19 protein-coding genes are annotated in these 23777 nt (G+C 71.6%); 12 read left to right on the top strand and 7 right to left on the bottom strand.

Going from position 1 to position 23777, the window contains the following annotated elements; all coding sequences use genetic code 11:
• Positions 1-82 precede the first annotated feature (82 nt).
• Both OG753_RS32645 and OG753_RS32640 read left to right on the top strand, forming a co-directional pair.
• A complete protein-coding gene (locus OG753_RS32645; protein WP_405791151.1) occupies positions 83-3199 on the top strand; it encodes a DNRLRE domain-containing protein in 3117 nt (1038 codons plus the stop codon).
• Between the two features lie 170 nt (positions 3200-3369).
• Positions 3370-4107: an SDR family oxidoreductase gene (locus tag OG753_RS32640; RefSeq protein WP_405791150.1), complete on the top strand. Its 738-nt coding sequence runs from the start codon at positions 3370-3372 to the stop codon at positions 4105-4107.
• 266 nt (positions 4108-4373) lie between these two features.
• Here OG753_RS32640 and alc read toward each other — a convergent pair whose 3' ends face one another.
• Together alc and allB are read right to left on the bottom strand one after the other, a co-directional pair.
• Positions 4374-5492: an allantoicase gene (alc, locus tag OG753_RS32635; protein WP_401276174.1), complete on the bottom strand. Its 1119-nt coding sequence runs from the start codon at positions 5490-5492 to the stop codon at positions 4374-4376.
• Between the two features lie 3 nt (positions 5493-5495).
• A complete protein-coding gene (gene allB, locus OG753_RS32630; protein WP_401679041.1) occupies positions 5496-6830 on the bottom strand; it encodes an allantoinase AllB in 1335 nt (444 codons plus the stop codon).
• A 336-nt stretch (positions 6831-7166) separates the two neighbouring features.
• Between allB and OG753_RS32625 the strand changes: the two genes are divergently transcribed.
• Positions 7167-7970 carry an IclR family transcriptional regulator gene (locus OG753_RS32625; RefSeq protein WP_327265171.1) on the top strand — a complete coding sequence of 268 codons (804 nt, stop codon included), beginning with the start codon at positions 7167-7169 and terminating at the stop codon, positions 7968-7970.
• Between the two features lie 127 nt (positions 7971-8097).
• On the opposite strand, the gene OG753_RS32620 is transcribed toward OG753_RS32625, so the two are convergent.
• Positions 8098-8790, bottom strand: a complete 693-nt coding sequence (locus OG753_RS32620) for an ABC transporter ATP-binding protein (protein ID WP_405791149.1) — start codon at positions 8788-8790, stop codon at positions 8098-8100.
• Positions 8787-9872 (bottom strand): ABC transporter permease, encoded by a 1086-nt coding sequence (locus OG753_RS32615; RefSeq protein WP_405791148.1) that lies wholly within the window; start codon positions 9870-9872, stop codon positions 8787-8789. Before OG753_RS32615 ends, OG753_RS32620 begins: the two co-directional genes overlap by 4 nt.
• A gap of 134 nt (positions 9873-10006) precedes the next feature.
• Between OG753_RS32615 and OG753_RS32610 the strand changes: the two genes are divergently transcribed.
• The 4 genes from OG753_RS32610 (at position 10007) to OG753_RS32595 (ending at position 14152) form a co-directional block, all read left to right on the top strand.
• Positions 10007-11317, top strand: coding sequence for a sensor histidine kinase (locus OG753_RS32610; RefSeq protein WP_405791147.1), 1311 nt, complete (start codon positions 10007-10009; stop codon positions 11315-11317).
• On the top strand, positions 11314-11943 hold the full coding sequence (locus OG753_RS32605) for a response regulator transcription factor (RefSeq protein ID WP_327265167.1): 630 nt from the start codon (positions 11314-11316) through the stop codon (positions 11941-11943). The genes OG753_RS32610 and OG753_RS32605 overlap by 4 nt, the downstream gene beginning before the upstream one ends.
• Before the next feature lie 128 nt (positions 11944-12071).
• Positions 12072-13736, top strand: a complete 1665-nt coding sequence (locus OG753_RS32600; RefSeq protein WP_405791146.1) for a LuxR C-terminal-related transcriptional regulator — start codon at positions 12072-12074, stop codon at positions 13734-13736.
• Between the two features lie 116 nt (positions 13737-13852).
• A complete protein-coding gene (locus OG753_RS32595; RefSeq protein WP_327265165.1) occupies positions 13853-14152 on the top strand; it encodes a hypothetical protein in 300 nt (99 codons plus the stop codon).
• 29 nt (positions 14153-14181) lie between these two features.
• Here the strand turns inward: OG753_RS32595 and OG753_RS32590 are convergent, their stop codons facing one another.
• Positions 14182-15669, bottom strand: a complete 1488-nt coding sequence (locus OG753_RS32590) for a PLP-dependent aminotransferase family protein (protein ID WP_327265164.1) — start codon at positions 15667-15669, stop codon at positions 14182-14184.
• A gap of 291 nt (positions 15670-15960) precedes the next feature.
• Here OG753_RS32590 and OG753_RS32585 point away from each other — a divergent pair, with 291 nt between their 5' ends.
• From OG753_RS32585 to OG753_RS32570, 4 genes are all read left to right on the top strand, one after another.
• Complete coding sequence (locus OG753_RS32585) at positions 15961-16572, top strand: nucleotidyltransferase family protein (RefSeq protein ID WP_327265163.1); 612 nt, start codon at positions 15961-15963, stop codon at positions 16570-16572.
• A 252-nt stretch (positions 16573-16824) separates the two neighbouring features.
• Positions 16825-18444 carry a malate synthase A gene (gene aceB / locus OG753_RS32580; RefSeq protein WP_405791145.1) on the top strand — a complete coding sequence of 540 codons (1620 nt, stop codon included), beginning with the start codon at positions 16825-16827 and terminating at the stop codon, positions 18442-18444.
• Positions 18445-18721: 277 nt separating this feature from the next.
• A complete protein-coding gene (locus tag OG753_RS32575) occupies positions 18722-19912 on the top strand; it encodes a GDSL-type esterase/lipase family protein (RefSeq protein ID WP_405791144.1) in 1191 nt (396 codons plus the stop codon).
• Between the two features lie 177 nt (positions 19913-20089).
• Positions 20090-20548, top strand: a complete 459-nt coding sequence (locus OG753_RS32570) for an SRPBCC family protein (RefSeq protein WP_327265160.1) — start codon at positions 20090-20092, stop codon at positions 20546-20548.
• Between the two features lie 81 nt (positions 20549-20629).
• Here the strand turns inward: OG753_RS32570 and OG753_RS32565 are convergent, their stop codons facing one another.
• Entirely contained in the window at positions 20630-21019 is a 390-nt protein-coding gene (locus tag OG753_RS32565; RefSeq protein ID WP_405791143.1) for a VOC family protein, read from the bottom strand.
• A gap of 128 nt (positions 21020-21147) precedes the next feature.
• Between OG753_RS32565 and OG753_RS32560 the strand changes: the two genes are divergently transcribed.
• Complete coding sequence (locus OG753_RS32560; protein WP_405791142.1) at positions 21148-22116, top strand: MTH938/NDUFAF3 family protein; 969 nt, start codon at positions 21148-21150, stop codon at positions 22114-22116.
• A gap of 164 nt (positions 22117-22280) precedes the next feature.
• Here OG753_RS32560 and OG753_RS32555 read toward each other — a convergent pair whose 3' ends face one another.
• Positions 22281-23672, bottom strand: coding sequence for a nucleobase:cation symporter-2 family protein (locus OG753_RS32555; RefSeq protein WP_327266976.1), 1392 nt, complete (start codon positions 23670-23672; stop codon positions 22281-22283).
• Positions 23673-23777: the final 105 nt, after the last annotated feature.

Below are 23777 nucleotides of genomic sequence, written 5' to 3'. Positions count from 1 at the left end.
GCCAACGGGCGCCGGGGCAGCAGAAGTCCCCGCACCTGCGCGTCGGTGGTACAGGCGCCGGCGTGCCCTGGGGGGTCTGGCCGTGCTGCTGGCCACCGCCGTCGCGGTGCCGGTCGGTGTACAGGTGATCGGCGACGGGAAGTCGCACAACCGACCTGACAAGGATGCTCCGGTCGACGAACCGCAGGCGCGGCGACTGGCCCAGAAGAGCGGCAAAGAGGTTGAGGTCACCGCCGCGCGCAGCGCCAACACCACGACATGGGCGCAGCCTGACGGGTCGTTCCGCAAGCAGATCTTCAGCTCGGCCTTCCGCGCCAACGTGAACGGCAAGTGGAAGCCCATCGACACCGGTCTGGAGCGGGTGGAGGGCGGATACGCGGCCAAGGCGGTCAACGGCCGTGTCTTCTTCAGCGGAGGGTCGAAGGAGCAGGCAGGCGGCGAGGAGCGCGCTTCGCGTGGCGTGAACCGGGTGTCGCTGCGGCAGGACACTCCCGGCCAAGTGTGGTCCGAGCTGGTCCGGTTGAACACCGGCGGCCACGACATGAACGTCAGCTGGCCCGGGGCCCTGCCCGCGCCCGTCATCGACGGCCCGCGCGCCCTGTACGAGAACGTCCGCCCCGGGATCGACCTGGTGATGACCGCGCAGGACGGCGGCTACTCACACCTGCTGGTCGTCAAGGACAAGCAGGCTGCGGCCGATCCACTGCTGGGACAGCTGAAGTACCGTCTGGCCAGCCCCGACATGACCTTCCACCTTGATGACGAGTCCGACGCGCTGAGCGCCCGTGACGCCAAGGGCGAAGAGATCGCGGGCTCGCCGACCCCGATGATGTGGGACTCCAGCGGCAAGGTCGCCACCACCGACAACAAGCCGGCCTGGAAGCCGACCGATGTCGCCGAGCAGCACCCGACGCTGGCCCTGGCCGGCCTGGCCGGCGCGGAGGGCGCGCGCCTGAAGCCCGTCGCGGCGACGCTCGCCGACAATGCACTGTCCCTCACCCCTGACAATGCGCTGCTCAATGCTCCGGAAACGGTATATCCGGTCTTCATCGACCCCTCGTTCAAGGGTCACAAGCACGCTTGGACCCTTCTTTACAAGACGGCAGGAAATTCAAGCTTCTACAACGGGCAGAACTACAACGCGAGCGGCACGCACGAAGCCCGCGTCGGATACGAGTCCACCTCCGGCGGAACATCTCGCTCCATATTCAACTTCGACTTCGGCAGCCAGCTCCACGGCTCCGAAATAGTCTCGGCCAGCGTCCGGGCATTGCAGACGTATTCGTGGTCCTGCGACCAGAAGCCGACGGATATCTACTCGACTCCGTACATCACGTCGTCGAGCACGTGGAACAACACGACCGGATTCTGGACGAGGAAGGTCGCGACCGAGCGTGCCGGCTACGGCTACAACAGCTCGTGCCCCGACAACTGGATCGCACCCGACATCAAGGGCCTTGTCGCCGAAGCCGCCAACAGCGGCTGGGGGGCGCTGTCCCTGGGGTTCGCCGCCCCGAACGAGTCGGACTCGTACTACTGGAAGAAGTTCATCGCCAACGGCGAGACCGCGCCGTACATCGAGGTCGTCTACAACAACCGTCCCGACATCCCCGTCGCGGCGAACATGCAGACCATCCCCGGCGGGCCGTGCCAGACCAGCGGCTCCGGTACCGCCATCGGCAAAACAAACGTGACCTTCCAGGTCAAGGGCTCCGACCGCGACGACCGGCCCGATCAGCAGAACCTCGACCGGGTCCAGATCGAGGTGTGGCCGGCCGCCGGCGGGGGGCCCGTCTTCGACCAGTGGCTGCCGGCCAACATCGATGGCGTCGTCAGCGCCGAGGTACCCCTGGACACCTTTACCGATGGCCAGACGTACTACTGGCTCTCCCGTACCACGGACAAGGACGGCGCGTGGTCGGGCGGCAGCGGGCCGCTCAACTCCGGAAGCAGCGGATGGTGCACCTTCACCGTCAGCCACACCGTCCCGCCCAACCCCGCCGTCTCCTCCGCCGCCTTTCCCCCGCAGGGCGACAACTTCACCGAGTGGAGCACCGAGCCCGCCAGCACGCCCGGGCAGACCTTCACCGTCAAGGGCAACGGCGCCAAGGCGGAGGACATCCACGAGTACCAGTGGAGCCTGAACCGGCCCTACTTCGACCAGAAGGCCACGCCCAAGGCGGGTAGCGACGAGGCCGTCGTCCCGCTCCAGGTGGACACCTCCGGTCCGAACGTCCTCTACGTCCGCACCGTCAGCAAGTCCGGCAACATCTCCAACCAGAGCGTCTACGGGTTCCTCGTCAAGCCGAGGGCCGGCCAGGACAAGCCCGGCGATGTCACCGGAGACGGCAACCCCGACCTCCTGGCCATCGACAAGGACGGCAACCTGCGCACCTACGCGGGAGACAGCGTCGGCGACACCGACGCCTACATCCCCGGCGCGGTCGAGAACGGCCAGCCCGTGGCTCCCGGGTACTGGAAGGATCCGGCCACCGGCCAGTCCGCGCTCATCGGTCACGCCACCGACTGGTACCCCGGAGACGGCCTCACGGACCTGATCGCACGGATGCCCGACGGCAAGCTCTACATCTACCCCGGCACCGGCACCGGCCAGTTCGACGTCGGCCGCCGCATGCAGATGCAGATGCCGCTCAGCGCACCCGACCCGTCCGCCTTCCGGCAGCTCGTCGTCACCGAGGACATCGACGGCGACGGCCTGGGCGACCTGTTCGCCCTGGACGCCGACGGCTTCTGGGTGTTCTCCGGTTACACCGGCTCCAGCTTCGCCTCCTACAAGAGGATGGCCACCGGCTGGGCAGGCCGCGACATCGTCGGTGTCCGGGACGTCTCCGGGGACAAGGTCCCGGACCTGATCTTCCGGGACAACACCAACGCCAACCGCGGCCTGGCCCTGCGCAAGGGCAAGCCGGGCGTCAACGGCGGCGTCGACCTCACGTCCCTGGAGTCCAAGGCGAACTCCGAGGGCGCCGAGGACCACACCTACGCCACCACCGGCTGGGGCAGGGCCGCCTACCCCAAGGTCCTCGGCACCCCCGATGCCAACGGTGACGGCATCCCCGACATTTGGGCCGTCGGGACCAACGAGAACCAATGGATCTTCCAAGGTGGAACCAGCACCATCGGGAGCCCCATGGGTCGTGACGAGGACGGCTGGAACACCTTCCTGACCATCGGATAGCCAGGAGAAACAGCGGTAACCACGGGCGCCCTGCCGGGAGATCACTCCTGGCGGGGCGCTTCCGCGTTCCCCCTCCCCCGCGTGGAAACGCCAGGTCGGATTCCTGCCAGCGGTGTTGATCCCGCGGAGATTTGATTGAAACAGCAACCAATCGATGTGGGAGGAACGACATGGACAGCAACAGCACCGTGGCGCTGGTGACCGGTGGGAGCAGGGGGATCGGGGCGGCCGTCGCGTTGCGGCTCGCCGAGGACGGGGTGGACGTCGCGATCACCTACGTCAGCGACGCGGAGGCCGCGGCCGAGGTCGTCGGGAAGGTCGAGGCGCTCGGTCGGCGGGCCGTCGCACTGCGGGCCGATGCGGGGGACGCCGCTCAGGCCGCGAACGCCGTCGGGGAGACCGTACGGCGCTTCGGGCGGCTCGACGTGCTGGTCAACAATGCCGGCGTGGGCCTGATCCGGCCGCTGGCGGAGCTGGCTCCGGCCGACGTGGAGCGCGTGCTCGCGGTCAACGTGCGCGGGGTGTTCCACACGACCCGGGCAGCGGCCGCGCACCTCGGCCCCGGCGGGCGGATCATCACCATCGGCAGCTGCATGACCCAACGCGTGCCGGGGCCGGGCGGAGCGCTCTACACGATGAGCAAGTCGGCGCTGATCGGGTTGAACAGGGCCCTCGCCCGGGAGTTGGGAGGGCGCGGGATCACCGTGAACATCGTCCACCCCGGGCCCGTGGACACGGACATGAACCCGGCGGACGGACCGTACGCGGGGGCGCAGGCCGCGATGACCGCGCTCGGGCGGTTCGGTGCGCCGCGGGAGGTGGCGGCCGTGGTGTCCTTCCTCGCGGGCGAGGAGGCCTCGTACGTGACGGGCGCGGAGTTCGCCGTCGACGGCGGGCACGCCGCGTAGCCCTCGGGCCGGGCGTGCGTGGCCCTCGGGCCGGGCGTGCGGGCGGATTCCGGGGCCGCGCGCCCCGGCGGGCGGGCGCGGGAGCGCCGGCACGAGGTCGCGCGCCCCGACGGGCGGGGTGCGGGGTGGGGGCACAGGGCTCCGCCCCGGACCCCGCGCCTCAAATGCCGGCGGGGCTGAAATGGGCTGGAACGGGGGCTGAAAGGGCGAAGCCCGCCCCGGGGGTGTCGGCCCCCGGGGCGGGCTGTGCGTCGGCTACGGCCGGATCAGCCGCCCAGCTCCTGGTGACGGGCGGTCAGCGCCGCCGCGCCGCCCTCCGTCAGCGAGCCGTACAGGCGAAGGCGGGAGAAGCCGCCGTCCGGGAAGATGTCGATCCGCACGTGCGTGCCGACCGCCGGGGCGTCCAGGACGAACCGGTGGTTGGTGTCGGGCTGCAGGCGGGTGCGCGGCAGGAACTCCGTCCACTCGCCCTCCTCGCCCGTCTTGACCGACAGCGAGGCCCAGCCGGCCGAGTTGCCCTTGAGGTACGCGGTGTCGATCTCGACGGCGCGGATCTCGGACTCGGCGACGAGCTGGTAGCGGATCCAGTCGTTGCCGTTGTCGCGGCGGCGCGCGGTCTCCCAGCCGTCGTCCATCTTGCGCGAGCGACCCGGGTTGATGGTGTTGGTCGGCGGGGAGTAGAAGCGGTTGGAGGCGTCCTGGACGGAGCCGCCGTTCTCCAGGGCCGCCACGTCGAAGGAGCCGAGCGCGTCGAGCCACTTCGGGTCGGGCAGGACCTCGCCGTGGACGCGCAGGCGGGCGATGCCGCCGTCGGGGTGCTGGTTGACGCGCAGGTGGGTGAAGCGCTGCGGGGCGTCCACCTCGAAGCCGTTGGCCGCGTGGCCGCCGACCGCCGTGCGGGGCACGATGGTCGTCCACTTCACGTCGTCGCCCTGGAGCTCCTCCGGGGTCGGCGCGAGGGCGCCGGCCCAGTTGGTGGCCTCGATGGAGACGGCCTGCGGCATGTTGCCGCGGAAGTGGGCGGTGTCGACGACGATGCCGCGGATGACGCCGGGGGCGCCCAGGCGTACGAGCGCCCAGTCGTGGTCCTCGGCGGTCGGCCAGGGCTGGGTGGCGGAGACGCCGCGGCGGCGGCGGGTCTCCCAGCCGTCCATGACCTTGCCCTTGTGGCCGAAGTCCTCGGGGTCGAAGTGCGCGGCCTCGGAGATCAGCAGGTTCTCGCGCTGCGCGAAGAACTCGTCGTTGGCGGCGATGACACCGGCGCCCAGCTCACGGGCGGCGAGGTTCGCGTACTGGGTGAAGGGGAAGTCCGCGGTGCGGTAGTCCGCGTACGGGTCGCCGCCTCCGTACGGGTTCGCGTTACCGGTGAAGGATTCAATCGCCACTGGTCAGTTCTGCCTTTCGAGGAGGAGGCCCGTGGGCTCGGTCGGGGTGCCGTGGTCGGCGATCTGCGTGCCGCGCAGCCAGGTGGACTTCACGACGCCGTGCAGGGTCTTGCCCGCGTACGCCGTGACCCGGTTGCGGTGGTGGAGTTCGGCCGGATCCACAGTGAACGTTTCTTCGGGGGCGAGGACGGCGAAGTCGGCGTCGCGGCCGGCCTCGATCGCGCCCTTCTGCGCCAGCCCTGCGAGGGCGGCCGGGGCGGCGGACATCCAGCGGACGACGTCCTCCAGGGTCCGGCCGCGGCGGCGCGCCTCGGTCCAGATGGCCGGCAGGCCCAGCTGGAGGGAGGAGATGCCGCCCCATGCGGTGGAGAAGTCGCTGGTCTTCAGGTCCGCGGTGGAGGGCGAGTGGTCGGAGACGATGCAGTCGATCGTGCCGTCGGCGAGCGCGTCCCACAGGAGGTCCTGGTTGGCCGCCTCGCGGATGGGCGGGCAGCACTTGAACTCGCTGGCCCCGTCGGGCACTTCCTCGGCCGTGAGGGTGAGGTAGTGCGGGCAGGACTCGACGGTGATCCGTACGCCCTCGGCCTTGGCGGCGGCGATCAGCGGCAGCGCGTCGGAGGAGGACAGGTGCAGTACGTGGACGCGCGCGTTCAGCCGCTTCGCCTGGGCGATCAGGTTGCCGATCGCGGTGTTCTCGGCGTCGCGCGGACGGGAGGCGAGGAAGTCGGCGTACTTGGGGCCCGGGACGACGGGGGCCGCGTCCAGGTGGTGCGGGTCCTCGGCGTGCACGATCAGCAGGCCGCCGAAGCCGGTGATCTCGGCCAGCGAGGTGGCCAGCTGCTCCTGGTCGAGCTCGGGGAACTCGTCCACGCCCGAGGGCGACAGGAAGCACTTGAAGCCGTAGACGCCGGCGTCGTGCAGCGGCGCCAGGTCCTTGACGTTGTCCGGCAGCGCGCCGCCCCAGAAGCCGACGTCCACGTGCGCCTTGGCCCGGGCGACCTCCTGCTTGACGCGCAGGTTGTCGGTCGTGGTGGTGGGCGGGAGGGAGTTCAGCGGCATGTCGAGGATCGTGGTGATGCCGCCGGCGGCCGCGGCGCGGGTGGCCGTCCAGAAGCCTTCCCACTCGGTGCGGCCCGGGTCGTTCACGTGGACGTGGGTGTCGACCAGGCCGGGGAGCAGGACGTCGTCGCCGAAGTCCTCCAGCCGGGCTCCGGCCGGTACCTCGGCCTCGTACGCCAGCACGGCCGTGATCTTCCCGCCGGCGACGGCGACCGAAGCGGCGCGCGTCCCCTCGGGGGTGATGACGCGCGTCGAGCGCAGTACCAGTTCCACAGCCACGTCGGCCACCGGAACCTCCCCATCTACTTCCACAGAGCGAAATTCAACGTTCTGTTGACGGAGTCTTCCCGCCGATCCGCAACCAGTCAAGAGCGCCCGGACGGACCACTGACACACCAGGACCGCAATTGGATGTTTCCACAGGATGGAATTAAGATTTCGCTATACAGAATGTAGCTACCACCACCGGGGTGCGGGCGGATAACTTCCCGAGGACGTCCGCCACCAGGACAAACCCTCTCTGACCGGCGGCGACGACCCCGACCCAGCACTGGGGCCGACGCCGACCGCCGGGTAGGCTGCTCCCTTGCCTGCCAGCACCGAAAGGACCGCGCCGTGCCGACGTCCAGCGCCAGCACCACCGACGCTTCCTCAAAGACCCCCGCCGCCAGCGGTGGCGTCCAGTCCCTTGAGCGCGCCTTCGACCTGCTCGAACGTATGGCCGACGCCGGGGGCGAGGTCGGCCTCAGCGAGCTCTCCGCCGCCAGCGGTCTGCCTCTGCCCACGATCCACCGCCTGATGCGCACGCTGGTGGCGTGCGGATACGTACGCCAGCAGCCCAACCGACGGTACTCCCTCGGCCCCCGACTGATCCGCCTCGGCGAGTCCGCGTCGCGCCTGCTGGGTACCTGGGCCCGCCCCTACCTCGCCCGTCTGGTCGAGGAGACCGGCGAGACGGCGAACATGGCCCTCCTCGACGGGGACGAGATCGTCTACGTCGCCCAGGTGCCGTCCAAGCACTCCATGCGCATGTTCACCGAGGTCGGCCGCCGTGTGCTGCCGCACTCCACCGGCGTGGGCAAGGCGCTCCTGGCCCACACCCCGGCCGACGAGGTACGGGCCCTGCTGGCCCGCACCGGCATGCCCGCGGCGACCGAGAAGACCATCACCACGCCCGAGGGCTTCCTCGACGCGCTGGAGAAGGTCCGCAAGTCGGGCTACGCGGTCGACGACAACGAGCAGGAGATAGGAGTTCGCTGCCTCGCCGTGTCGGTGCCGAACTCGCCGACCGCCGCCGCGATCTCCATCTCGGGTCCGGCGGGCCGCGTCACGGAGGCCGTGGCCGAGTCCTTCGTGCCGATCCTGCAGGGCGTGGCCGCCGAGCTCTCGGTGGCGCTGGCCAACCAGAACCCCGCGTAGGCCGTACGAAGGCCCCGGCGGTCCCTCGCTCCGAGGGGCCGCCGGGGCCTTCGCGTATGCGGTTCAGGGCGCCGGGCCCTCGCCTGCGCCCTTCGGCCGGGGCCTTTCCGTACCTTCCGTACCCCGCTCAGGGTGCCGGGGCCGGCTCCGGGCTCAGCGTCAGGCCGCCGTCCGTCATCGTCGCCGTACGGTCCATCCGCTCCAGGTGGGCGTGGTCGTGCGTGACCAGCACCGTGGCGGTGGAGCGCTCCCGGGTCAGGGTGACCAGCAGGTCGAGCACCGCCGCGCCGCGCTCGTGGTCGAGCGCGCTGGTCGGCTCGTCGACCAGCAGCACCGAGGGCTCGTTCATCAGGGCGCGGGCTATGTTGATCCGCTGCCGCTGGCCGCCGGAGAGCTGGTGGGGGCGCTTGTCGGCCTTGTCGGCCAGCCCCACGGCGTCCAGCAGCTCCAGCGCCCGCCGGCGCACCGCACGCGCGGGGCGTCCGGAGAGGTGCGCCATGACCTGGAGCTGTTCGGCGGCGGTCAGCGAGGCCAGCAGGTTCGGCTGCTGGAAGACGATGCCTATCCTCTCGCGGCGCAGGGCCGACTTCTCGGCGGGGCCGAGGTCCGTGGTGTCCTGGCCCGCGACGACCACCCGGCCGGAATCCGGGGTGACGAGGGTGGCGGCCACCGCGAGCAGGCTGGACTTGCCGGAGCCGGAGGGTCCGATCACCGCCGTAAGCGTTCCTGCGGGGACCTCCAGGCGGACCGAGTCGAGGGCGGTGAGCCGGCTCTCGCCGTCGGGGTAGGTGAGCGTGACGTCGTGCACGAGGAGGGTCATCGGGCGCTCCCGAGGGCGGTCAGCGGGTCGACGGCGGTGATCCGCCGGATGGAGAGGGCGGCGCCCAGCGCGCCGAGCAGGATCATGACCGCGGCGGGCACGAGCACCGTGGCGGCGTCGAGGACGAAGGGCACCGGGCCACCGCTGATCAGTACGCCGAAGCCGGCCGCGAGGGCGGTGCCCAGCCCGGTGCCGATGGCGAGCATCACGACGGCCTGGCCGAGGGCGTCCTTCAGCAGGTACGGGGTGGAGGCACCCAGTGCCTTCAGGACGGCGATGTCCCCGCTGCGCTGGATCGTCCACACCGTGAAGAAGGCCCCTATGACCAGGGCGGAGATGGCGAAGAGGAAGCCGCGCATCAGCTGGAGCGAGCCGTTCTCGGCCTGGTACGAGCCGATGGCGCCCAGGGCCTCGTCGACGCTCTGGGTCTTGGTCGTGGCGGCCTTGTCCGCGGCGGCGAGGTCCACTGCGCCGCCGGAGACGGCGACGACGGTGGCGAGGGTTTCGATGGAGGTGCCGGGGTTCCCGACGCGCTGCCAGTCGTTGAGGTCCATCCAGACGACCGGGGTGTGGCTGTAGGCGGCGGTTCCGGACACCCCCGCCACGGTGAGTTCGAGCGGGCCGATCTTGAGCTTGGCCCCGGTGGTCAGGCCGCCCAGCTCCTTCGCGGCCTTCTCGGTGAGGACCACCTGCCCCTGGGTGAGGCCGGCGTCGCGCGGTGCGAGTCCCCCGGCGGACTCCACGCCGAAGACCGAGACCGCGGCGGTCCGCTCACCGGAGACGGCGTTGGTGGTGCGGATGCCGAGCGGCTCCGCCGTCTTCACCCCGGGCTGCTGCCGCCAGGCCAGCCAGGCGGGCTCGGGCACCTGGCTGTTGGTGAAGGACACCTTCTGGTCCCCGGTGGGAGCGGCGAAGGCCAGGTGGGTTGCGGGCAGGCCGGTGATGGCCGAGATGTTCTCCCGGGCCAGGCCGGAGGTGAGCCCGGACAGCAGGCCGACCAGCAACGTGATGAGCAGGACGACCGAACCCATGAGGGCGAAGCGGCCCTTGGCGAACCGTAGATCTCTCCATGCGACGAACATGTTCCCCACCTTGGTCTTCCGCGTGGACACAAGGCATCGCGCCACAGTAGTGATCCTCGTATCGAAGGGTGCGCCCGGACATCAAACTTTCGGTTGACCGGGGCGGGTCCGCCCCCACTTACGCTGGTCGGGACATGACTCCTCCCGTTTCCTCTCCTCCCGTTTCCTCCCTTCCCCCCGTCACGCGCGCCCTGACCCCCGTGTCGAAGGTGCTGCGGCTGTGCCTGCACGCCCTGCTCCTGGGACTGCTGGCGCTCGCCGCCGGGCGGGCGGTCACCGACTCCGCGCCCCGGGCCGGCTGGGTGCTCGCCGCCTGCGCGGTGATGGCCGCCGTCTACGCGTGCGGCGTACGGGTCCCCGCCGTGCACAGCTCGCCGCGCGCCGGGGCGCTGTGGCTGGCCGGGCTCGGCGCGGCCTGGGCCGCGCTGCTCGTGGTATCCCCCGACGGGCTGTGGATCGCCTTCCCGCTGTACTTCCTGGAGCTGCACCTGCTGCGGCTGCGCTGGGGGGTCGCGGCCGTGGCGCTGACCGCCTGCGCGGCCATCGGCGGGTTCCTGGCCCACAGCAGCGCGGTGACGCCCGGGGCCTTCCTCGGGCCGCTGCTGGGCGGGGCGGTGGCGGTGGCGACCGTACTGGGCTACCAGGCGCTGTACCGCGAGAGCGAGCGCCGCCGGGAGCTGATCGAGGAGCTGATCACGACCCGGGCCGAGCTGGCCGCCGCCGAGCGGAGCGCCGGAATCCTGGCCGAGCGGGAGCGGCTGGCCCGGGAGATCCACGACACCCTCGCCCAGGGTCTGTCCTCCATCCAGCTGCTGCTGAGGGCGGCCGAGCGCGCGCTGCCGCAGGAGGCTCCGGCGCTGGAACACATCGCCCGGGCCCGGGAGGCCGCCCAGGAGAACCTCGCCGAGGCGCGGCGGTTCGTACGGGCCCTCACCCCGCCCGACCTGGAGCACGGTTCCCTCGCGGCCGCCCTGGAACGGCTGTGCGCGGGCGTCCCCGGGCCGCGCGTGCGGTTCTCGCTGACCGGCAGCCCGCGGGTGCTGCCCACCCCGTACGAGGTGGCCCTGCTGCGGATCGCACAGTCGGCGCTGGCCAATGTGGTGCGGCACGCCCGGGCCGGGCGCGCTGAGATCACCCTGACGTTCATGGACGCCTCGGTCACCCTCGACATCGTCGACGACGGGCACGGCTTCGATCCCTCCTCGACGCCGCCGGGTTCCCCGGGCACCGGCGACGGCGGCTTCGGGCTGCCCGCCATGCGCGCGCGGGCGGAGACCCTGGGCGGGCTGTTCACCGTGGAGTCCGGTCCCGGCCAGGGCACGGCCGTGGCCGTCACCCTCCCGCTGCCGCTGGAACACCTGGAACCCGCGGAACACTCACATCGGGCGGAACACGCAGAACCCGCGGATCACACGGACCGCACGGACCCGGTGGAGGCCCTGTGACCATCCGTCTCCTGCTCGCCGACGACCACCCGGTGGTCCGGGCCGGGCTGCGCGCGGTACTGGACACCGAACCGGACTTCGCGGTGGTCGCCGAGGCCGCGACCGCCGAGCGGGCGGTGGAGCTGGCCGCGGGCGAGCCGGTGGACGTGGTGCTCATGGACCTCCAGTTCGGCCCCGGCATGCACGGTTCCGAGGCGACGGCCCTGATCACCGCCCGCCCGGGGGCGCCCCGGGTGCTGGTGCTGACCACGTACGACACGGACGCGGACATCCTGGCGGCGGTGGAGGCGGGCGCGTCCGGCTACCTGCTCAAGGACGCCCCGCCGGAGGAGCTGGCGGCGGCCGTACGGACGGCGGCCGCGGGCCAGTCGGCGCTGGCCCCGGCAGTGGCGCTGCGCCTCATGGACCGGATGCGCACTCCCGCGGAGGCGCTGACGAAGCGGGAGCTGGAGGTGCTGCAGCTGGTCGCGGACGGCCTGTCGAACCAGCAGATCTCCAAGAAGCTCTTCCTCAGCCAGGCCACGGTCAAGTCCCACCTGGTGCACGTCTACGCCAAGCTGGGCGTCGACTCCCGCACCTCGGCGGTCGCGGCGGCCGCCACCCGCCGCCTGATCCGCACCCCGTAGGGGGGCCGGGCCCCGTTCGGGGGCACCGGGCGGCGCGTGGCGGGCACGGCCCGGGGCGGGTGCGGCGGTGACACGCCCCGGACGCGTCGACCCGCGGCGGTGTGCGGCATCGGGTCGATACTCGCCTCGTGGACACCGACTCCGATCTCGTCCGAGGCCGTGCGTGCTACGCCACCGAGGCCTGGCTCGACGCCTTCGAAGGTCTGAGCGCCGCGGACGCGGCCGCACCGCTGGGTGCCTGCGACCTGGAGCTGCTGGCCAGGTCCGCCTACATGCTCGGCCTCGACGACGCGTACGTGACCGGGCTGGAGCGCGCCCATGCGCTGTGGCTGGACGCGGGCGAGGTGCCCCGCGCCGTCCGCTGCGCGGTGTGGATCGGCCACAGCATGCTGTTCCGGGGCCACGGCGCCCGGGCGAGCGGCTGGTTCTCCCTCGGCGAGCGCCTCCTGAAGGCCGACGGGCGGGACTGCGTCGAACGCGGGTACCTCCTCATCCCCGTGTGGCTGGGCCAGATGGGCGGTGGTGACTGGCGGTCCGGCCTCGCGACGGCGGCCGAGGGCACCGAGATCGGCGAGCGGTTCCAGGACGCGGACCTGATGTGGCTGGCACGTCACGAGCAGGGCCGGGCCCTGGTGAACCTGGGCCGCGTGTACGAGGGGCTGCGCCTGGTGGACGAGACGCTCGTGGTCGTCGAGTCCGGTGCCCTGTCGCCGATCGTCCGCGGCATCGTCTACTGCAACACCATCGCCTTCTGCCGCGACCTGTTCGACCTGGGTCATGAGCGCGAGTGGACGGAGGCTCTGACGCAGTGGTGCGAGGGGCGGCCGCAGATGGTCGCGCACAACGGTCTGTGCCTGGTGCACCGGGCCGAAGTGCTGCAGTACGGCGGCGCCTGGCCGGAGGCGCTCGACGCGGCCCGCCGGGCCTGCGAGCGCTTCGCGCAGGGTGTGCTGAACCAGATCGCCCGCGGCCAGGCGTTCTACCGGCAGGGCGAGATCCACCGGCTGCAGGGCCGGCCGGCCGAGGCCGGGGTCGCCTATCGGGAGGCCGGCCGCAGCGGTTTCGAGCCGCAGCCCGGGTTCGCCCTGCTGCGGCTCGCCGAGGGCCATCAGGAGGCAGCGGCGGCGACGATCCGCCGTGCCGTCTCCGAGCACACGAGGGAGCCGGAGCGGGCGGTCCTCCTCCCTGCCTACGTCGAGATCATGCTGGCCGGGGCGCACCCCGACGTCGACGGCGCGGCCGAGGCGGCGCACCAGCTCCGGGCGATCGCGGAGCAACGGGGCAGCGACGTGCTCCTCGCGACCGCGGCGTACAGCCGTGCCCGCGTCGCGTGGGCGAAGGGCGATGCCGGCGCCGCCCTGACGGCGGGGCGGCAGGCGTGGCACGCGTGGCTGGAACTCGGGGCGCCGTACGAAGCCGCCCGGGCGCGCGTCCTGGTGGCACTCGCCTGCCGCTCGCTCGGGGACGAGGACACGTCCGCCCTGGAGCTGCAGGCGGCGCGCGAGGTGTTCGCCGGGCTCGGAGCCGGGCCCGATGTCGCCCACGTCGATTCCCTCGCGCGCGGCGGGCCGGCCCCGGACACCCACGGGCTGTCGGCCCGCGAGCTCGAAGTGCTCCGCCAGGTGGCCGGCGGTGCGAGCAACCGTCAGATCGCCGCCGTCCTGGTGATCAGCGAGCACACCGTCGCCCGGCACCTGCAGAACATCTTCGGCAAGCTGGGTGTCTCCTCGCGGACGGCGGCGAGCACCTTCGCGTGGGAGCACGGCCTCGTCCGGGGCGCTGGTCAGGAATGACCATCCCGCCCGCGACGGATTGGTGCATCGCAGCGATGCGGCGTCCGCCCCGGCCCGCCTAGCGTCGAATCGTCCGAGCGGTACGCCGCAGCACGCCACCGAAGGAGGAGGACACCATGTACGTCGTGGTCCAGCACCGGATCCTGAATCCGGAAACCGCCTTTCCCCGCGGCCAGGCCCTCATGAGCGGCACCGGGGCGCCCGACGGCACCCGGGTGCTGCAGTTCTACCCGCAGGTCGAGGGGGCGGCCGTGACCTGCCTCTACGAGACGAGGTCCGTCGGGGACGTCCGGCACTTCGTCGACACGACCCTCGGGGACTCGAGCGTCAACGTCTGCTACGAGGTCGACTCGGAGCAGGCGTTCGCCGACCGTCCACTGGGTCTGAAGCCGTCGCCGGCCCCCGTCACCCGGTAGGAGGTGTCCGGCCGGGCCGGTTCCTTCCGCTACGCCACCCAGTGCGGGCGGTCCACCGCCGGCTGCAGCGGTACCCCGTCGTGGAAGGCGCTCGCGAGGCGGCGGATGCCCTCGTCGAGACGGTCGGCGGGGAGCGTGTACGGGATGCGCAGGCGGTGTTCGAAGGTGCCCGGGTCCACCCCGAAGCGCGCGCCGCGGCCGATGTGCACACCGGCCGCGGCGGCCCGCTCGGCCAGCGCGGAACTGACCGGCTCCCCGAGGTCGACCCAGAGCGAGAGCCCGCCCGGCGGGACCTGCCAGGACCACTCGGGGGTGTACCGCTGGAGCGCCCGCACCAGGGCCTCGCGCCGGCTCCGCAGCTGCGCCAGCCGTGCGGGCAGGGCCCGGTCCATGTCGTCCAGCAGGGGGAGCGCGACCAGCTGGTCGAGCACCGATCCGGTCATGTCGGCCGAGACCCGTACGGCCGTCAGCTCCGTGATCAGCTTCGCGCCGGCCCGGATCCACCCCACGCGCAGCCCGCCCCAGTGCGTCTTGCTCAGCGAGCCGATGGTGATCACGTGGTCCGCGCCGCCCCGCGGGGCGAGGGAGGCCAGCGGCGACGGTGCGGGCACGTCCAGCGCGATGTCGGCGATCGTCTCGTCGACCACCAGCCAGGTCCCGGTGGCCCGGGTCGCCGCGAGCAGCCGCAGCCGCTGCTCCGGCGGCATCAGTGCGCCCGTCGGGTTCTGGAAGTCGGGGATCACGTACGCCAGTCTCGGCACGGTCTGGCGCAGCGTGGACTCGGCTATCTCCATGTCCCAGCCGGCGTCGGAGACGGCGATGGCTCCGGTGCGCAGCCGTGCGTGGCGCAGGGCGTCGAGGGCGTTGGCGTAGGTCGGGTTCTCGGTCACGACCCGGTCCCCGGCCCGGCAGAGCAGGCTGACGACCAGTGCGAAGGCCTGCTGGGCCCCGGCCGTGACCAGGATCTGCTCGGGGCGCGTGGGCAGTCCGCGCCGGGTGAACCGGTCGGCGATCGCGCTGCGGAGGTCGGGCAGGCCGAAGGGGTGGTAGCCGGGGGTGCGGGCGAGCTGCGGGAGCCGGGGCGCGGCCCACGCGAAGGCCTCGGCGAGGCTGCCCTCCGGGGCGCCCATGGCTGCGATGGCGAGGTCGACGCCGGGGTCCCCGTCGGCGCTGTGGCCGCCGGCGCCGAGGAGGGCGTGGGCCCCGACCGGGCGGTGTCCGTCGGGGAGCTCGGTCCAGGTGCCGGAGCCGCGGCGGCTGCGGACGTAGCCGCTCTCGCGCAGCAGGTCGTAGGCGCCGGTGACGGTGGCGCGGCTGGCACCGACGGCCTCGGCGAGTTCGCGCTCGGCGGGCAGCCGGACGTGCAGGGCGACGCGGCCGTCGAGGATCAGGGTGCGGACGGCGTCGGCGAGCGCCCGGTAGCCGGGGCGGGCCAGCACGTCGGCGGGCAGCAGGGCCGCGAGCTGGCGGCTGCCGATGGTTCTGTCCGCGCTCTGGACCACTCGCCCGTTTGCCATGCCAACCTCCCCTGATTGGCTCTGACGGCCAGGCCAATCGAGGACCAGACTCGCTGTATTGGCCCTCGATTGGCAAGGAGACACGGGAATGCTGACCGACCGTGACGAACGTGCGCTGCTGGCCGCCACCGAGAACCGGATCTCCCGTCCGCTGCGGATCCGGGCCGCGCTGTCCTCCGTAGGGCGCACCCTGGCACGGCGCACGCCGGCACGGCCGGCCCTGACGCGGCGGACACCGGGAGAGCCGCACGGGCGGCCGCAAGATCGCGCACAGGAGCGAGAATCGGTGGCATGTCATCCCACACACACTCCGATCCGCCCCTGATCGCGGGCCTGCTCCTGGCGGCCGGCGGCGGCCGCCGGCTCGGCGGGCGGCCCAAGGCCCTGCTCCCCTACCGCGGCCGCCCGCTGGTCGAGAACGCCGTACGCGTGCTGCGCGAGGCGGGCTGCGGTCCGGTGCACGTGGTGCTCGGCGCCTCGGCGGCCGAGGTCCGCGAGCGCGCCGACCTGACCGGCTGCGTGGTCGTGGACAACCCGGACTGGGCGGAGGGCATGGGCTCCTCGCTGCGGGTCGGCCTGACCTCCCTCGCCGGTACGGGGGCGGACGCGGCCCTGGTCTCCCTGGTGGACCAGCCGGGCATCGGCCCGCGGGCCGTGGCCCGGGTGCTGGAGGCGTACCGGTCCCCCACCAGCCTGGTGGCGGCGGCGTACGACGGGGAGCGCGGCCACCCCGTGCTGTTCGGGGCGGACCGCTGGGCCGACATCGCGCGAACGGCGACCGGCGACAAGGGCGCGCGGGTGCATCTTGCGCGACATGCCGGAGAGCTCATGCTGGTGGAGTGCTCGGACATCGCGGAGGCCTTCGACATCGACACGCCGCCCGACCTGGTGCGACTCCTCTGAGCACGGCGTGACGGCAATGGCACTCAGGGCCACCGGCAAGCGGAATCTGTCGACTCGGAGAATCTCGACATCAACAAACCATTGAACTTCCACCATGAGGAAATTACTATCCACTGGTCAGAAGCGCCCTGAACCCACAGACGGCGCCCGCGACCGTATCCCGGAACTCTCCACACCCGACGGCACTGCGTGCCGTCTCGCGCGAGCATTCCCCCGCGGCCGCCAGGCACCGCCGCTGAAGGAGTGACAGATATGTCCGCACCAGCGCCGTCCCCGCTGGCCATCGTCGACGCCGAGCCCCTGCCCCGGCAGGACGAAGTCCTCACCGAAGCGGCCCTCGCCTTCGTGGCCGAGCTCCACCGGCGGTTCGCCCCCCGCCGTGCCGAGCTCCTCGCCCGTCGCGGCGAGCGCCGTGCCGAGATCGCCCGGACCTCCACCCTCGACTTCCTCCCGGACACCGCACAGGTCCGCGAGGGCGACTGGAAGGTGGCGCCGGCACCGGCCGCGCTGAACGACCGTCGTGTGGAGATCACCGGTCCGACGGACCGCAAGATGACCATCAACGCCCTGAACTCGGGCGCCAAGGTCTGGCTCGCCGACTTCGAGGACGCCTCCGCTCCCACCTGGGAGAACGTCGTCCTCGGCCAGCTCAACCTCATCGACGCCTACGAGCGTCGCATCGACTTCACCGACCCCCGCTCGGGCAAGGCCTACGCGCTGAAGCCCGCCGCCGAGCTCGCGACCGTCGTCATGCGGCCGCGCGGCTGGCACCTGGAGGAGCGCCACCTGCGGTTCGAGGGCGGCCCCGCCTCCGGCTCGCTCGTGGACTTCGGCCTGTACTTCTTCCACAACGCCAAGCGTCTGATCGACCTCGGCAAGGGCCCGTACTTCTACCTGCCGAAGACGGAGTCGCACCTGGAGGCCCGCCTCTGGAACGACATCTTCGTCTTCTCCCAGGACTACGTCGGCATCCCGCAGGGCACGGTCCGCGCGACCGTCCTCATCGAGACGATCACCGCCGCGTACGAGATGGAGGAGATCCTCTACGAGCTGCGCGACCACGCGGCGGGCCTGAACGCGGGCCGCTGGGACTACCTCTTCTCCATCGTGAAGAACTTCCGCGACGGCGGCGAGAAGTTCGTCCTGCCGGACCGCAACGCGGTGACGATGACCGCCCCGTTCATGCGGGCGTACACCGAACTGCTGGTCCGCACCTGCCACAAGCGCGGCGCGCACGCCATCGGCGGCATGGCGGCCTTCATCCCGTCCCGCAAGGACGCCGAGGTCAACAAGGTCGCGTTCGAGAAGGTCAAGGCCGACAAGGACCGCGAGGCGGGCGACGGCTTCGACGGCTCCTGGGTCGCCCACCCCGACCTGGTCCCGATCGCGATGGCCTCGTTCGACGCGGTGCTCGGCGAGAAGCCGAACCAGAAGGACCGCCTGCGCGAGGACGTCTCGGTGGCCGCGGGCGAGCTCATCGCGATCGACTCCCTGGACGCACGGCCGACGTACGAGGGCCTGCGCAACGCGGTCCAGGTCGGCATCCGCTACATCGAGGCGTGGCTGCGCGGCCTCGGCGCCGTCGGCATCTTCGGCCTGATGGAGGACGCGGCCACCGCCGAGATCTCGCGCTCGCAGATCTGGCAGTGGATCAATGCGGGTGTCGTGTTCGAGAACGGTGAGACGGCCACGGCCGAGCTGACCCGCAAGATCGCGGCCGAGGAACTGGCCGCCATCCGCGCCGAGGTCGGCGAGGAGGCCTTCGCGTCCGGCAAGTGGAACCAGGCCCACGACCTTCTCCTGCAGGTCTCCCTGGACGCGGACTACGCGGACTTCCTCACCCTCCCCGCCTACGACCAGCTGGTCGGCTAGTACCCGGATTCGACTGAAACGCACAGCAGTCGAAGCCTGCCGGCTCCGCCCCCGTCGCCTCACGGCCCGGGGGCGGAGTCGTTTGCGTTCCACAACAGGAGGAACGGGATCCCGAACGACCGGTCGGTCGTTACTGGTTCGTAACTTGCCTGTACCTAGCGGTAACAAGAGGGCCCGTGTCACCTTTCCGATGCCACCGGCCGGCGGTACCCCCACTTCCCAGCCACGCGACGCAGTCGTCGCCGACTTCGGCGTGGCCGAACGCAGGAGTTCCGCAGTGATCGGATTCCGCAACGTCAGCAAGGACCGGGACCGCAGTCGGGTGCGACGGCTGGCCGGGGCCGGATTGGTCGTGCCGCTCACCGTCAGCGCGCTGCTGGCCGGCGGAGCCGGGACCTCGGCCGCCAGCCCCGGGACCGGTCCCACCGCCGTGGTGTCCATGGGCGACAGCTACATCTCCGGCGAGGGCGGCCGCTGGAAGGGCAACAGCCTGACCAACAGCGGAAGCCGCAACGGGACCGACCGGGGCTGGGTCAGCGGCAGCACCTACGACCCCGGCAAGGTCTACGGGGCCACCGCAGGCGGCTGTCACCGGTCCGACTCGGCCGAGGTGCGCAGCGCCGGTGCGATCGCGGACGTCGCCGTGAACCTGGCCTGCTCCGGGGCGGTCTCGGACAACGTGTTCCGCGCCTCCAACGGCGGCGTCTCCTTCAAGGGCGAGGCCCCGCAGGCCGATCAGCTCGCCGCGGTGGCCGCGAGCCACAACGTCAAGATCATCGCGCTGTCCATCGGCGGCAACGACCTCGGCTTCGCCGACATCATCAAGGACTGCGCGCTCGACTTCGTCATCTGGAACTCCTACTGCTACGACAACCAGCAGTACGGCGTCGACCAGAAGATCGACGCGGTCATGGGCAAGGTAGGCAAGTCCGTGGACGAGATCCGGGCCGTGATGCGCGCCGCCGGGTACGCCGACTCCTCGTACCGGATCGTGCTGCAGTCCTACCCGTCGCCGATCCCGCGCAGCGCCGAGAACCGGTACACGCAGAGCGACTGGAGCCGGCTCAACACGGGCGGATGCCCCTTCTGGAACCGGGACTCCGACTGGGCGCGGGACTCGCTGGTGCCGCAGATCGCGAACCGGATCAAGGGTGTCGCGGCGGACAGGGGCGTGCAGTTCCTGGACCTGCGGGACATGATGCAGGGCCGTGAGGTGTGCGCGAAGGCGAGCAAGCAGGTGAGCTCCACGGTGCCGGCCTCGGCGAAGACGAGCGAGTGGGCGCGCTGGATCGACAACAACGAGTCGCAGGGGCTGATCCAGGAATCCATGCACCCGAACCACTACGGTCAGCTGGCCGCGGGGCGCTGCCTGGCCCTGGTCGTCGCCCAGCCCGCGAGCTCCGGCTTCAGCTGCAAGAACACCGCGGGCGGGGACCAGACGGGCATGTTCCTGACCCCGGCCTCCTAGGTCCCGTGTGCGGGCCCACCGGGCGGGGCGGCGCCCGGTGGAGCCCCCCTCCAGGGGCCCGTTCGGGTCAGTGGGACTGCGCGAACGGCCCTTCGCCGCGAGTCTGGGAGTGAGGGACAGGGCGACGGACCGCGGGCCCGACGCGGCGCGCCGCATCCGTGAAGGAGCGTGATCGGCGTGGCCCGCAACCGCCGCCTGATCCTGAGCACGCCGGCCGAGGTCTGGCACTTGCTGTCGGAGGGCCACCGCTACGGCGAGTGGGTCACGGGAACCCAAGCGGTCCTCGCCGCGGATCCGCACTGGCCGGACGTGGGGGCCCGTCTGAAGGTCCGGGTCGGCTCCGGCCCCCTCACCCTCGACGACACGTGCGTCGTCCGCAGGTGCGAACCGGAGCGCCGCCTGGAACTGGAGGCACGGGCGGAGCCCTTCGGCGCGGCACGCATCGCCATGCGCCTGGACCCCTGGGGCGAGAACACCCTCTTCACCCTCGACTGGCACCCCCTGCGGGGACCCGGCACCCGGATGCACGGACTCCCCGTGGACTACATCGTCGCCATCCGCAACGGCATGATGCTGACGAAGCTCGCGAGGATCGCGGTACGCGAGCACGCCGGCGCGCGGGCGCCCCGGGGGTGACGCGTCACCGGCTCCTGCGACCGGGCGTGCGGGGCAGCGGGTCGGTCAGCGGGGCAGCGGGTCAGCCGGCAGGTCAGCGGGTCAGCCGGCGGAGCCCGTCAGAACCGACAGGATGTTGCCCGCCGGGTCCTTGAACCAGGCGATGGTGGGCATGCCGTCCTCGCCGTGCACGATGCCCTTGGCGTCGGCCTCGAAGCCCTCGTAGCCCTCGAACGCGACACCGCGGGCGGTGAGCTCGTCGACGGCCCGTTCCACGTCGTCCACGGGGAAGTTCAAGATCGTGTAGGTCGCGGGCCGGTAGTCCTCCTTCGGGTAGACCATGACCGTGGTGTCACCAGCGAGGTCCAGGCGCAGCAGGCCCATCCCCTCGTCCCGCGAAACGCTCAGGCCGAGGGTCGTGCCGTAGAACTCCGCGGCCCTGTCCAGGTCGTCGACCGCGAATCCGCTGAATGCCCTGCTGTTTTCGAACATGGCTCTTCCTCCGGTCCGGGGCACCCCGCTTCCCATGGTCCCTCCGGGGCGGCCGGGCGGCGATTCCGCAGGCCGACGCCCCGGAAAACGGGGTGATCGGCGCACGGGGTGCTGGCATGCTCGGGCACATGGCAGCCCGCAGCGCACGTCCCAGCCTCTACATATCCGTCGACATCGAGGCCGACGGACCCATTCCCGGACCGTATTCGATGATCAGCTTCGGAGCCTCGGTCGCGGGCCGGCAGGACGGCGCCTCGTACACCGCCGCCGATCCGGAACAGCAGACCTTCTACCGGGAATTGCGTCCCATCAGCGAGGAGTTCGTGCCCGAGGCGCTGGCCGTGAGCGGGCTGGACCGCGACCGGCTGGTGCGGGAGGGCGCCGACCCGGCGGTGGCCATGGCCGAGTTCCGCGCCTGGGTACGGCAGGTGTCCGCGGGGGCTCAGCCGGTGATGTGCGGCTACCCCGCCTCCTTCGACTGGACCTTCCTGTACTGGTACTTGATCCGGTTCGGCGGCGACAGCCCCTTCGGCCACTCCGGCTGCCTCGACATGAAGACCCTCTACGCGACGAAGGCGCGGGTGCCGCTGCGGGCGGCCGTGAAGGGCCGGATGCCGCGAGCCCTGCTGTCGCGGCGCCGCCACACGCACCACGCCCTGGACGACGCGATCGAACAGGCCGAGCTGATGAGCAACTTGATGCTGTGGGCTCCCCCGGTGCCCGCCCCCCAGGCGGAGCGGTCGCCGCGCATCACGCACGTCTCGTGGGGCCGGATCGAGGCCGAAGGGCTCGCGCCCGGCAAGGACTTCAAGCTCTACCCGGGCGGTGGCCGCGCCTGGGACTGGTCCGAGCACGGGACGCGGCACGATCCCGGCATCGCGCCGCCCGAGGTGCGCGAGCTCCTCGGTCTCGGGGTGACGGCCGTGGTGCTCAGCCAGGGCATGGAAGAGCGCCTGGGGGTCGTTCCCGAGACGCTGGAGGTGCTCCGGGCGGCCGGGGTCGAGGTGCACGTGGCGCAGACGACGGCGGCCGCGGAGGTCTACAACCGGCTGGCCGCCACCGAGCGGGTCGCCGGCCTCTTCCATTCGACCTGCTGACCTGCTGACCTGCTGACCTGCTGACCTGCTGACCTGCTGACCCACGGGGCCTGCCGGATCGGCCGGCCTCGCTGCCCGCCCGGGAGCGCACGCGGCGGCGCGCACGCCACACCCGCAGTGGGTGGCGTGCGCGCCGCCGTGCTCGCCCGGGCAGGATCCGGGGGTCAGTGCACCGGTACCGGGTCCGCCGCGGCCCCCGAGGCCGCGCCCTTCCTGGCGCCGAGGTGGTTGAAGGCCAGGTTCAGCAGGATCGCCACCACGCAGCCGGTGCTGATGCCGGAGTCGAGTACGACCAGCAGGTCCTTCGGGAAGGCGTGGTAGAACTCCGGCGCGGCGATCGGGATCAGGCCGATGCCCACGGAGGCGGCGACGATCAGGGCGTTCTCGCCCTTCTCCATGGCCGCCCCGGCCAGGGTCTGGATGCCGCTGGCCGCGACCGAGCCGAAGAGGACGATGCCGGCACCGCCGAGGACCGGCAGCGGGACGACTCCGATGACGGAGGCGGCCATCGGGCACAGCCCCAGCAGGATGAGGATGCCGCCGCCCGCGGCGACGACGAAGCGGCTGCGCACCTTGGTCATGGCGACCAGCCCGATGTTCTGGGCGAAGGCGCTGCACATGAACCCGTTGAACAGTGGGCTGATCGCGCTGCCGAGGGTGTCGGCGCGCAGGCCGCCCTCGATGGTCTTCGCGTCCGCCGGACGGCCGACGATCTTGCCCAGCGCCAGGATGTCGGCGGTGGACTCGGTCATGCAGACCAGCATGACGATGCACATCGAGATGATGGCGGCGACCTGGAACTGCGGGGCGCCGAAGTGGAAGGGGGTCGGGAAGCCGATCACCGACGCGTTCCTGACGGCGTCGAAGCTGGTCATGCCGAGCGGCAGGGCGATGAGCGTGCCCGCGACCAGGCCGAGCAGGATGGATATCTGCTGGAGGAAGCCGCGCAGGAACTTGCGCATCAGCAGGACGATGACCAGGGTCGCGGCGGCCATGCCGATGTTCCGCATGGAGCCGTAGTCGGTGGCGGTGCTGTTGCCGCCCTGCGACCAGTTGAAGGCCACCGGCAGGAGCGAGACGCCGATGAGGGTGATGACCGTGCCCGTGACGACCGGCGGGAAGAAGCGGACGAGCTTGCCGAAGTAGGGGGCGGCGAAGAAGCCGACGACCCCGGCGACGATGATCGCGCCGAAGATGATGGGGATGGCGCCCGCCCCCTCCCCCTTGCCGATGGCGATCATCGGGGTCACTCCGGCGAAGGAGACGCCGTTGACGAAGGGGAGTTTGGCGCCGATCTTCCAGAACCCGAGGGTCTGGAGGAGCGTGGCGAGGCCGGCGGTGAAGAGCGAGGCGCCCATCAGGAAGGCGGTCTCGGTGGCGGAGAGGCCGACGGCCGGGCCGACGATCATGGGCGGGGCCACGACACCCGCGTACATGGCGGCCACGTGCTGGAGACCGCTCGTGAACATTTTCAGGGGAGGCAGGGTCTCGTCGACCGGATGCTTCTCCTCCGGTACTGCGACTGCATCTTTGCGAAACCTGGGCGCCTGGGCCACGGCTTCCTCCGTTCGGTTGAACACGTCGGCAGGGACGTGGTGTCTTGGAGGTGGTGCGAAAGCGGTGCGAGTCGAGCCTGTATGCAGTTGTGGGTGGTGCGCATG

It is taken from the genome of Streptomyces sp. NBC_00029 (assembly GCF_045160505.1).
Lineage (GTDB): Bacteria > Actinomycetota > Actinomycetes > Streptomycetales > Streptomycetaceae > Streptomyces.
This window is presented reverse-complemented; position numbering and strand designations above follow the sequence as displayed.